Below are 10,021 nucleotides of genomic sequence, written 5' to 3'. Positions count from 1 at the left end.
TCAGGGAGGGAACCGTTTGACGCCCGCACAACTGCTCGACAAAGCCTTGATCGTCAAGGAGTTGCGGCGGCTGGCGGCCCTGCCCGCGCTGACGCCGCGCTCGGCCGAACTGACCGTGCTGCACCAGGACTTGAGCGGTTCGAACCAGCTCGACCGATGGGCGGAGATCGACCTCGTCCAGGCCTACGTACGCCCGGAGAGCGTCCGTACGTCGCAGGACAGGACGTCCGGGAGGCACGACCGCCTGCTGGAAGCCGCCCTGGGGGTCCTCGTCTTCATTCCCCTGCTGATCACCTGGTTCGGCCTGCGGGAGGCGGTGCGGGCCTACGGGGAACTGGCCGACGAGAACCCCGAACAGGCCACACGGCCCTTCCTCCAGCTCTGGCAGTCGGGCTTCGGCGGCCATCTGTCGTCGCTCGGGCGCTTCGAGAACGTGGCCCTGATGGCGGTGCTCCTGATCGCCCTGCTCGTGGGGCTCTCCGTGTGGCACGCGCGCGTGCGGGTCCGGACCGAGCGCGCCGAGGACGCACGGGAGGCGGAGCAGGACCGGCTCCTCGCGGAGCTGGCGGCGGTCCTGACGCGCACGCAGATGCTGCTGGCGTCGCACCGCAGCGCCTCGCCGCAGCAGTTCACGGCGGAGCTCACGAAGGCCGCGCTGAAGATGCAGCAGGTGACGACCAAGGCGGAGCGCAGCCACAACGCGCTGACCGGCGCGACGGCGTCGGTGAGCCAGGCCACGGAGGCGCTCCGGCAGGCGGCCAGGGCCCTCACGAAGGAGGTGCCCAAGCTCGGCGACGCGACGGACCGCATCAACACGACGCTGCGCGACGGCACGCACGAGACCGCCAAGGCGGGCCGCGCCAACGCGCAGGCGGCGCGCGGCATCGTCGACCACGTCAAGACGGCGGGTGACACGGTCGAGGCGTCCCTGAAGGCCCTGGTCGCGGCCCAGCAGTCCCTCGTGACCAGGTCCGAGTCAGTGGCGAAGGCGACGGAACTGGCGTCGCAGGCCCTGGTCACGAGCGCGGGCCGCACGGGCGACGCGGTGGACGGCATGCGAGAGGCCACGGAACGCTGGGACGCGGCAGCGGCCCACTGGCAGGACGCGGCAGCCCGCCTGGACGCGAGATTGGCCACCCTGACGGGCGCACTTCCGGCTCCGGCTCCGGCGCCGGTGGGCGGCGGGTACGGCTCGGCGAACGGGGCGTATGGCGGGGGCGGGGCCTATAGCGCGGGCGGCGCGGCCACGGGTGGCCCGTACGGCAGTGCGGCCGGTGGGTACGGCGGGGGTGGTGGTTCGGGGAGCGGGGCGTACGGCACGGATGGTGGCTCGTCCGCCGGTGGGTACGACACGGGAAGCGGCTCTTCCAACGGGGCGTACGGCGCGGGTAGTGGGTCCGTGAGCGGGGCGTACGGCGCGGGTGGTGGTTCCGCCGGTGGCCTCTTCGGCGCTGCTGCCGGCGGGTCCGGTGCGGGGAACGGTTCTCCGGGCGGTGGGCACGGTACGGACAGTGGTTCCGCAGACGGTGCGTACGACAGTGGCAGCAGCGCCGTGAGCGATGGGGGGCCGCCCCATGAGCCCTCCGCGGACACCCCCGCCGCCGATCAAGGCACGCCCCTCGACGCGCCGACCACGCGGTTGCCACCGCCTCGGCCGCGGAGTGGAGGGGGCGCGTGAGTCGTGGGCGGGGGCGGCGCGGGGGGCGGCCCGGGGTCGTCGTGCTCGCCGGGTGGCTCTTCGCGGATCTGCTGCTCGTGCTCGCGCTCGTGTCGATGGCCGACCGGCCGGACCCCAAGGCCAACGACCGGCCCACTCCCGAGCCGTCGAAGACCGAGACGACCGAACCACCCGCCCCCACCGCGCCGCGCTCCGTGGACCGGCACCCCCAGGAGTTCACGGTCGCCGGGCGGAAGAAGGGTGACCTCGTGAAGCAGATCGCGAAGGACACCCGCAAGTGGTCGGGGCGTGAGGCCGCGCTCGTCCTCACCTTCGGCGGGAGTTCGAACGGCACGGTGTACGCCCACCGCGTCAACGGGCTCCTCGGTGAGGCCCGTCCGGAGATGTTCACCGAGAAGACGGCGACGGACGACTACCACGCCCTCGGCAAGCGCGCGGAGACCGCCGTGGTCCGCGTCTACTTCTACACCGCGCCGGGCGGCTGAGCCATGGCCGTCCTGCGTCCCGGCGAACACCCGAAGGCGAGCGGCGGGCGGCCTCCCCTGCCCGCCCTCCCCCGCTGCCCCGGTCTGCGGGGGTACCGGCAATTGCACGACAACGTGAGGGCGTTGCGGTTTCGGCATGCTGCCGATGCCCTTCGCGCGCCCGAACCCGCCCCCGCCCACGACGCCGTCTTCGGCACGCTGCCGAAGGTCACCACGGACGACGGTTTCCGTGTCCTCGACGGGCTCTGGTTCCCGGGGCGCGGGGGCATCTGGCACCGCGTCGACCTGGCGTACGTGCGGCGGGCCCGCGGCCGGTGGCTGTCCTCGTCGGATCCGCGCGCCGACTCCGCCGCCGCCGTGGTCGACACCCTGGAGACCCTCGTACGGGACGACGCGCAGGGACTGCGGCGGCTCGTCCTGTGGGAGGTGTGCTGCCTGCTGCGGGACGGCGGCGAGCGGCCCGGCGAGTCGGACGCCGTCGCCCTCGGCGTGCACCGCAGCGAAGCGGGACTGCTCGCCTCCGCCGTCGCCGCCGGATTCCCCGCGACCGGACCCGCCCGGCACGCCGCCGAGACCCTCAACGACGTCTGGCCGGGCGTGCGACTGCGCGAGGCCGAGCGGCTCGCGGCCCGGCTTCCGCGCGCCTCCGAGTACGCCGACGGCCCCGACGACCACCGCCTCGCCGCGCTCGTCGACGGCATCCGCGCCCGGTCCGCCGAGGTGGGCCGCCTGACCGCCGACGGCTCCGCCGCGGAGGCCGGCGGCGCGCTGCGCACCGCGGCCGGCGCCTGGCTGGGCGCGCTCCGTCTCGCCCGGGACGACCCGGCGGCCCAGACGGGCCTGCTGCGCGTCGCCGCGCTCCTCGCCGACGAGAGCCGGGACGCCGGCACGCGCGCGGACTCCGCCGTGACGGCCGTCCCCGACGACCGCGCCGTACGCCTGTCCTGGTGCGCGCCCGCGCGTCGGGCCGACGTCACGTACCGCGTCCTGCGCTTTCCCGACGGCGCCCCCGAACTGGCCGTGGAGACCGCGGCGGCCGAGCCCCGGCCCGCGTCCGTCGACCCGGACGCCCCCGTCGGCCGCCCGGTGCGGTACGCCGTCGTCCCCATGAACCGGGACCGGGACCGGGGCCGGGACCGCGTCGCGGGCGTTCCGCGCGTCACCGCTCCGGTGCTGCTCACGCCGGTGGTGACGGAACTGCGCTGCACCGTCGTGCCGGGCGGGCTGCGTCTGCGCTGGCGGCCCGACCCGGCGGCGGCCGAGGTGCGCGTGACACGGTCCGGCACGGGGGCGGACACCGGCGGCTGGGGCGAGTCGTCGCTGGTCCGGGTCCCCTGCGAGCACGACAGGGTCCTCGACGCGCCGCTCGCCCCGGGGACGTACACCTACGAAGTGCGCTGCGGCTACCGCGATCCGGACGGCGACCTCGTCTGGTCGCGCGGCGTGACCGTCACGGCCCGCGCCGAGCAGTGGCCGTCGCCCGTGGAGGAGCTCAGCGTGCGACGGCACGCGGACGGCGAGCGGGTGACGATCGCGTGGCGGCCGCCCGCGCTCGGCGACGGGCTGCTCCTGCCGTGGACGACGGCGCCGGTCGCGCCGGGCACGGACGTGTCCGACGTCGTGGGCGGCGTGGACCGGATCCCGGCGACCGCGGTCGGCGCCGAGTCGCACGCCGAGCTGACGCCGGAACCCGAGCGGCGGATGCGGGTCACCGCGGTGAGCGTGCTGGGCGGGCGCGCCGTGTCCGGTCCGAGTCTCGTCATCGAACACCCGGCCGCCATAAGGGAGTTGTCGGTACGCCGGGTCGGCGCGGACCGCGCCGAGCTGCGCTTCGACTGGCCCGAGCCCGCGGTCCTGGTCCGCGCGGCATGGACCGACGGACGGCACGGCGGCGAACGGCGCATCGCCCGCAGCGCGCACCGGGCGGGACGCCCCGTCGACCTTCCCGTGTCGGCCGAGGAGTGCGTCATCACCGTGACACCGCTCCCCCGCCCCGACGCCGTGTCGATCGACCCGAGCCCGGCCCGCGCGACCCTGCCCGCCGCGCCCCCGCCCCCACCACCCCCGGCGCCGCCCGCGCCGACCCGTTGGGGCACGTGGTGGCGGCGCTGGCGCACCTGGTGGGCCTGAACGGACACGCCGGGACGGAGGCGGGCCGGGGTCGCGCTGCCGGCGCGCAAGGACCCGCTACTCCTTGACCACCGCCTCCGTCCCGCCGCCGAACTCGATCAGCAGCCCCGACCGCAGCGCGATCGTCTTGCCCGGGTCGACGTCTCGTACCGTCCCGTCGTCCTTGCGGGCCGTCCACACCGACTTGGTTCGGTTGGTAAGGCCGAACCTGCCGCGCTGCTGCGGGTGTTCGGTGACCTCGCCGACCACGGCGGAGAAGTCGTGGCGTTCGGGATCGTCCCTCAGGTGGTGGGCGTAGACGCGGGCGCTCGGCGCGAGCCGGATGCCGCGCCTGGTGCGGAGGCTCCCCGTGCCGGTGACGAGTTCGAGGCGGGGCGGCAGCGTGAGGACGGTGCGGCACTTCCAGCAGGTGGGCGGCGCACCGTCGGGCTGCGTGAGGTTCTGCTTGCCGCACGCGCCGCACTGTGTGATGGCGTCGAGGACCTGGCTGAGCGCGTCGCGCCACACCGTCTCGCGCACCCGCTGCGCGGAGTCGCGCAGCCCCTTGGTGAACGTGTGGACGAACAGATCGCGGAGGATCTGCGGCAACGCGCCCCACGTCGCCACGACGGTCGGCTGTTCGCCGGGCACCGGGCGGTTGCGCGTGTCGGCCGGGTCGTAGACGAAGACCGGGTCGGTGCCGTACAGCCTGCGTTTGGCGGCCTCGTCCATGCAGCGGATGTTCAGGGCGAGGGCGCCGTTGAACGGGTGGTCGTTCATCAGGAGCAGGAAGAGCAGCACGGCCAGGGAGTGCAGGTCGGTCTGGGTGCCGGGCTGTTTGCCCTTGTCGCCGCGGACCAGTTCGGGCGCCATGAAGTCCATGGTGCCCGCGACGCCGGCCTCGGCGCCCTCGACGACGGCGTTGTCGTTGTCACAGATCAGGACGTCACCGGTGCGCGGGTCGAAGAAGATGTTGCCCCAGTTGATGTCGCGGTAGGCGATGCCGCGGGAGTGCAGGGCGCGGTAGGCCTCGACGGTGTGCAGGGCCACGGTCACGAGGGTCCGCATCGTCGCGGACGCCACGGACGGGTCGCGGCGGAACAGGGCGGGCAGATCGCAGAAGCGTGCGGGGCGTACGTCCATGAGGTAGCCGAAGCCGGGCTGCTTGCCCTCGGGGTCCATCACGATGGAGCGGGGCCACAGGAAGCGGGGGTCGTCCCAGCCCTTGGCGATGAGCCCTTCGAGGATCTCGCGCTGCCGGGCGTCGGCGAGCTGGGGGTAGTACCACTTGACCGCGCGGTCCCCGGTGGGCGTCTGGACGCGGTAGACCTCGCCCTGGCCGCCGGAGCCGAAGAGCTCGGCGACCTTGAGCTTCTCCCCCGACTCGGCCACCAGGGTCTTTCCGGCGGCGAGCATGCCGTTCACCATTCTGTTCCTCTCTGCGTCTGCTGCGTCTGCTGCGTCTGTGCGGGTACCGCTATGGCGCCCACGAGCGTCGTGTCGTCCCCGGAGTACTTGGCGGCCCGCGCCAGCCAGTCCGGCAGCTGCGCCTGGACCGCATCGACGCCCTGGCCGGCGGCGCGCTCGCCGAGGCCGGTGGCGAAGTCCAGGAAGCCCTGGTGGTCGGCGAAGCTCTTGGAGAGCCCGTCCGTGGACAGCAGGACGCACGGCGGCGCGCCGCCGGTGAACGGCTGCCAGTGCGCCCGCATCTTGCGCCAGGGCTCGGGCTCGCAGAGCGAGTCGGTCTCGTCGCCCATGTCGGGCCCGGTGGACAGCGGGGTGTGCGGGGCGCCGCCGTCGTCGACGAGCACGATGTCGCCGTCGCCCAGCTGCCAGCAGAACAGCGTGTGTTCGGTCAGGACGGCGCCGATGAGGGTGCTTCCGTAGGCGGCCAGATCCGGTACGTCGGGTCGGTCGCCGTGTCCCGTACGGTCAGCGGACCGCCGTGAACGTACGCCGTGTGCGGGCGAGTTGGCGTCGTGGTACAGGGCGCGCTCGTGCCACAGGTGGGCCACCCGCTGCGGCAGGCGGCGCGCCTCCTCGCGCAGTGCGGTCCAGCCCGCCGCGTCGTCGCCGACCCGTGCGGCCTCGCGCGCGAACGCGGCCGCGCACGCGGTGAACTCCTCGACCGCCCAGTACGCGCCGAGGTCGCTGCGGAAGTGCGCGGCGCTGCCGTGCCCGTCGGCCACCGCGAGAACGACCGCGCGGCCGCCCGCGACGGGCAGGGCGGCGCTGCGGTCCTGGCTGTACTTCTTGGCCACTCCCTTGACCGCGCCGCTGAGCAGCGCCCAGGGCCCGGCCGCCGCGGGTCCGGGTCCGGGTCCGGTGGTCGTCTCCGGCCCGGTCACCAGATGTCGTCTTCGCCCTTGGTCAGCGACGGCACGTCGATCGGCGTCGCGGGCTTCGCGCCGTCGTCGACCTTCGGGGTGGAGGCGTCCTTGACGACGGCGGTGGACATCCAGCGGATCGCGGCGGCGAGCTGGCGCGGGTTCTTCGCCTGCAGGGGCTCCAGTTCGGGGTTGCCGAGGAACTCCTTGAGCATGCTCTTGTCCGCGTCGTCGCCGATGGCCACGGCGACGCGCACGGCGCGCTTGCCCCACGGGGTGCCGTCGATGGCACGCAGCCCGGCCCGCCAGTCGTCGGTGGGCTGCCCGTCGGAGGCGAGGGCGAGGACGGGGGGCAGGGCCCGCTGCGGCATCGGCGGGGTCTGCAGCGCGCCGGCCGCCAGCTTGAACGCGGCGCCCATGTCGGTGCCGCCGTAGATGTGCACGTCCTCCCACGAGAACCGGTCGACGGGGGTGGGCTCGCCGACGTGCCAGCTCGCGCCGCTGGCGAAGGTGATGGCGCGCACCAGCAGGGACGCGGCGGGGTTGGACTGGGCGGCCTGCTGCATCTCGGGGATGGCCTCACGGATGGCGAAGTTCAGCTCGCCGATCTTTCCGTTCACGCCCATGGAGCCCGAGCAGTCGAGCATCCAGATGAAGTGCACGGGGCGGCTCGCCATGCTGCCGCCGGGGAAGTTGTCGACGACGGTCTCGCTGGTGTCGCTCACGCTGGTCCTTTCGTGGGAATGCGCGGGGAAGTGCTCTTGGTCATCGGTCAGCTCTGCTCCTGGGCGACCCGGTGCCGCCACGCCGTCCATTCCTGTACGTCCTGGCCCTCCCGCTGGAGGACGGTGGCGACCTGGCCGAGGCGGTGGTCGTCCAGATGGGCGAGGACGGGTGCGAGGACCTGGTCGAGGAGTTCGGCGGCGACGTCACGCCAGCCGGCGCAGACGCCGTGCCGTCGGCGGGGCCGCCACACGTGGTAGTAGGCGGCCAGCTCGGCGGGGCAGTTGGGCAGCTCACGCTCCAGACGGTCGCGCGTCGGCTCCGCCAGGAGGTGGGCGCGGTAGGCGCCGAGGAGGTCCGGGCCCGCGGCGACGAGGATGTCCAGGCCGTGGGCCTCGCACACGTCGAGCGGGTTGGCCCCGGCGAGGGCACGGCCCACTCGTTCCTCTACGCCCTTGCGCAGGACCATGCCGAGCGGCGACACCTTGCGTTTCAGTTCCCTGAGCCGGTCGACGGAGAGCTTGCCGACGGCCAGCCGCCCGTCGGCGAGGTCCTGGGCGATGACGAGGAGTTCCGCGGTGTCCCGGTCCTGGGCGCCGAGCTTGGAGTCCTCGCACATCGCCCGTGCGAAGTCGACGAGTTCGCGGTCGCAGCGGTCGGGCTCCTTGAGCCATCCCATGACGCGGCGGCCGAGGTCCGCCTCGATGATCAGGCGCGGGGTGCAGAGGCGGGCCACGCGGGGCTGTTCGGCGCGGTCGGGCGGGTCGTTGCGCCACACCAGGCGCCACAGCAGGTTGAGCGTCCTGACGTCCTCGATCCCTCGGGCGGGGAGGAATTCGGTGAGCCGCTCGAAGAGTTCGACGCCCCGCAGCCGGTCCGGCGGGCCGTGCCAGTACGCGGCGGCCGCGGCGAGGCGGACGGTGAGCGGCGCGTCGTCGATGTTGCGTCGCAGCCAGTCGCCCTGGGGCGAGTCGGCGAGGGCGCGCAGGCGGTCCAGTTTGCGCTCGGTGAAGTTCGCGATGAGGAGCCGGAGCACGCGGCGGGTGAGGGGGGTGTGGTCGAGCTCGGCCAGCACCTGGACGGCCTGCGCGCAGTCGCGCCGCTCCGGGTGCAGCAGGGCGTCCGCGAGGCGTTCCATGGCCTTGTCGAGCCCCGGCCCGCCGTCGGCACCCACGGCGAGGGCGAGGCGCAGTGGCTCCGTCCAGGTGCTGACGGGGTCGCGGAGCCGGGCGCGCAGGGCGTCGTCGGCGCGGTCGCCGTACTCCTCGCGCAGCTTCCGCCAGGCCTCCTGCCCGAGCGGCAGCCCTTCGAAGGCGGCCAGATCGGGAAGGGCACCGCTCCCTCGGCACGCGTCGAGCCGGTGCCTGACGAGGGCGAGTGCGAGCGGCCGCGCCGCGAGGGCCTGATCCCCGTCGAGCCCCCGGCAGAGCCGGTCGAGCTCCGCAAGGGTACGGTCGTCGGCCTCGCCCCTGGCCACGGAGTGCGTGAAGGCTTCGAGGACGGCGCGCAGGGTGTCGCCACGGAGTCCCGCGAATGCGGCGTTCGTGGCGAAGTCGGCGTTTTCGGCGTTTTCGGCGTTCGCGGCGTTCGCGGCGGGTTCGGGGCCGTCGGGACCCTCAGCGCGTCCGTCACCATCAGGAGTCGCGTCGCCCGCAGTACGCCCGGCACCTTCGGCGTCCTCGACACTCCGAGTACGTACGCCGTCATGAGGACGCACGGACTCCCCCAACACCCCCGCGACCAGCGGGATGAGGGCGAAGGGGCCCTCGGGCCCCGTCACCGCCCCGCGCGGGGGGCGCGGTGGGTTTCCGGTGAGCCAGCGTTCGGCTGTCAGGCGGGCCCACGCGTCCGGCTCGGTGGGTGGGCTTTCCGGGCCGACCCCCGTACCGTCGTGGACGCGGTACAGGTACTCCACCACCGCGTCGTCCGACCGGTCGAACTCCGCGTCCGGTCCGATGCCGATGATGCGCTGCGGGGCCCGGCGCGGGTCGGCGGTCCAGGTGGTGAACGTCAGCGCGGAGACGTACGCCTCGGGAAGCGAGGCGCAGGCGAGGGCGATCCACCGGGCCACGGTCTCGGAGTCGTCCTCGACGAGGACGATCTGCCGCCCCGCCGGGTCCTCGAAGAGCCGGCGCACGTCGGCGAGGAAGGGCGCGACACGGTCGGCGCGCTCCCGCGCGAACGTGACGAGGAGCTCGCGGTCGAAGTGGGCCTCCGGCACGGGGAGTTCGGACTCGACGAAGCCGGAGCCCAGGGACAGCGACTCGGACTCGGTCCGCTCCCCCGCCCACGACTCGGAGCGCCACGTGTCGATGGGCCAGACGGGCCCCGGGCCGGGCGTGTCCGCGCTCAGGTGCAGCGCCTCCACCCGCTGCCCCGGGAGCGCCGCGCACAGGAGGCGGCCGCCGTCCGGGAGCAGGCTGTAGCTCAGCTCGGACCCCGCCTCCCCGGAGGGGGGAGGCGCACCCATGACACGCGCGACGGCGCCTCGCAACTGACCTTCGTGCGGGCACAGTTGTGGGTTGTCCGGGTCCGGCGGGAAGAGACTGACGGCTCCGGTGTCCGGCTCCTTGCCGAGCCGGTAGCTGAGGCGACGGATGGCCATGCCACATTCTGACCAACCGCGGCACCGCACCGCAGGCCGTCCGCCAAGTTCACCCCCGCCCCGGCAACACGCCCGACGCACCCCTCGCCCCTGC

Annotated in this window: 7 protein-coding genes; 3 read left to right on the top strand and 4 right to left on the bottom strand. The window is 74.1% G+C overall.

Annotated features, from left to right (window positions below; genetic code table 11):
• Positions 1-16 precede the first annotated feature (16 nt).
• From DEJ49_RS36075 to DEJ49_RS28720, 3 genes are all read left to right on the top strand, one after another.
• Positions 17-1,678, top strand: a complete 1,662-nt coding sequence (locus tag DEJ49_RS36075; protein ID WP_190329471.1) for a hypothetical protein — start codon at positions 17-19, stop codon at positions 1,676-1,678.
• Positions 1,675-2,163, top strand: a complete 489-nt coding sequence (locus DEJ49_RS28725; RefSeq protein ID WP_223833028.1) for a hypothetical protein — start codon at positions 1,675-1,677, stop codon at positions 2,161-2,163. The genes DEJ49_RS36075 and DEJ49_RS28725 overlap by 4 nt, the downstream gene beginning before the upstream one ends.
• A 123-nt stretch (positions 2,164-2,286) precedes the next feature.
• A complete protein-coding gene (locus DEJ49_RS28720) occupies positions 2,287-4,293 on the top strand; it encodes a hypothetical protein (protein ID WP_150186786.1) in 2,007 nt (668 codons plus the stop codon).
• 57 nt (positions 4,294-4,350) lie between these two features.
• On the opposite strand, the gene DEJ49_RS28715 is transcribed toward DEJ49_RS28720, so the two are convergent.
• The 4 genes from DEJ49_RS28715 to DEJ49_RS28700 all read right to left on the bottom strand — a co-directional run bounded on the left by DEJ49_RS28715 (position 4,351) and on the right by DEJ49_RS28700 (position 9,927).
• Positions 4,351-5,697 (bottom strand): serine/threonine protein kinase, encoded by a 1,347-nt coding sequence (locus DEJ49_RS28715; RefSeq protein ID WP_150188530.1) that lies wholly within the window; start codon positions 5,695-5,697, stop codon positions 4,351-4,353.
• On the bottom strand, positions 5,694-6,620 hold the full coding sequence (locus DEJ49_RS28710) for a protein phosphatase 2C domain-containing protein (RefSeq protein WP_190329469.1): 927 nt from the start codon (positions 6,618-6,620) through the stop codon (positions 5,694-5,696). Before DEJ49_RS28710 ends, DEJ49_RS28715 begins: the two co-directional genes overlap by 4 nt.
• Positions 6,617-7,276 carry a vWA domain-containing protein gene (locus DEJ49_RS28705; protein ID WP_150188529.1) on the bottom strand — a complete coding sequence of 220 codons (660 nt, stop codon included), beginning with the start codon at positions 7,274-7,276 and terminating at the stop codon, positions 6,617-6,619. The genes DEJ49_RS28710 and DEJ49_RS28705 overlap by 4 nt, the downstream gene beginning before the upstream one ends.
• A 95-nt stretch (positions 7,277-7,371) precedes the next feature.
• Complete coding sequence (locus DEJ49_RS28700) at positions 7,372-9,927, bottom strand: GTPase-associated protein 1-related protein (protein WP_150186784.1); 2,556 nt, start codon at positions 9,925-9,927, stop codon at positions 7,372-7,374.
• Between the last annotated feature and the right edge of the window lie 94 nt (positions 9,928-10,021).

Source organism: Streptomyces venezuelae (genome assembly GCF_008642335.1).
GTDB lineage: Bacteria > Actinomycetota > Actinomycetes > Streptomycetales > Streptomycetaceae > Streptomyces > Streptomyces venezuelae_F.
Note: the sequence above shows the minus strand (reverse complement) of the source record. Positions and strands in the feature narration are given on the sequence as shown.